Below are 483 nucleotides of genomic sequence, written 5' to 3' on the forward strand. Positions count from 1 at the left end.
GCTTCGGCGCGATGGCGGCGGCATGTCGGAGCTTTTGCGCAATCTCGGCACGCTGCATGTTCATGGTGTTCATGTCGACTGGGCGAAGGCGCTTGGCTCACATGCGCACCAACCCGTTGCATCGCTGCCGACCTATGCATTCCAGCGTCAGCGCTATTGGCTGGAGGCTGAGAAGCCGAGCGGGGACGCGGCGACGATGGGCCTGTCGGATGCGTCGCATCCGCTGCTGGGAGCGGCGACGCCGCTAGCCGAGAGCGACGGCTTCCTGCTGACGGGGCGGCTGTCGCTGTCGGAGGCGGGCTGGCTCGGCGACCACGCCGTGTTCGGCACGGTGCTGCTGCCGGGGACGGGACTGCTGGAGCTCGGCTTTGCGGCGGCGCGTGCGGTCGGCTTGAGCAGCGTATCGCAGCTGACGCTGCTGTCGCCGCTGGTGCTGCCGGCGGAAGGCGGTGTGCGTCTGCAGGTTCAGGTGGATGGCTCTGA

1 protein-coding gene is annotated in these 483 nt (G+C 68.3%); it reads left to right on the plus strand.

Translation table 11 applies throughout. The annotated features are described in order from the left end of the window. Positions 1–22 precede the first annotated feature (22 nt). Positions 23–483, plus strand: a 461-nt coding sequence (locus K3F49_RS39075; RefSeq protein ID WP_234686163.1) for a polyketide synthase dehydratase domain-containing protein, incomplete at its 3' end; no start/stop codon positions are given.

It is taken from the genome of Bradyrhizobium monzae (assembly GCF_021458635.1).
Classification (GTDB): Bacteria; Pseudomonadota; Alphaproteobacteria; order Rhizobiales; family Xanthobacteraceae; genus Bradyrhizobium.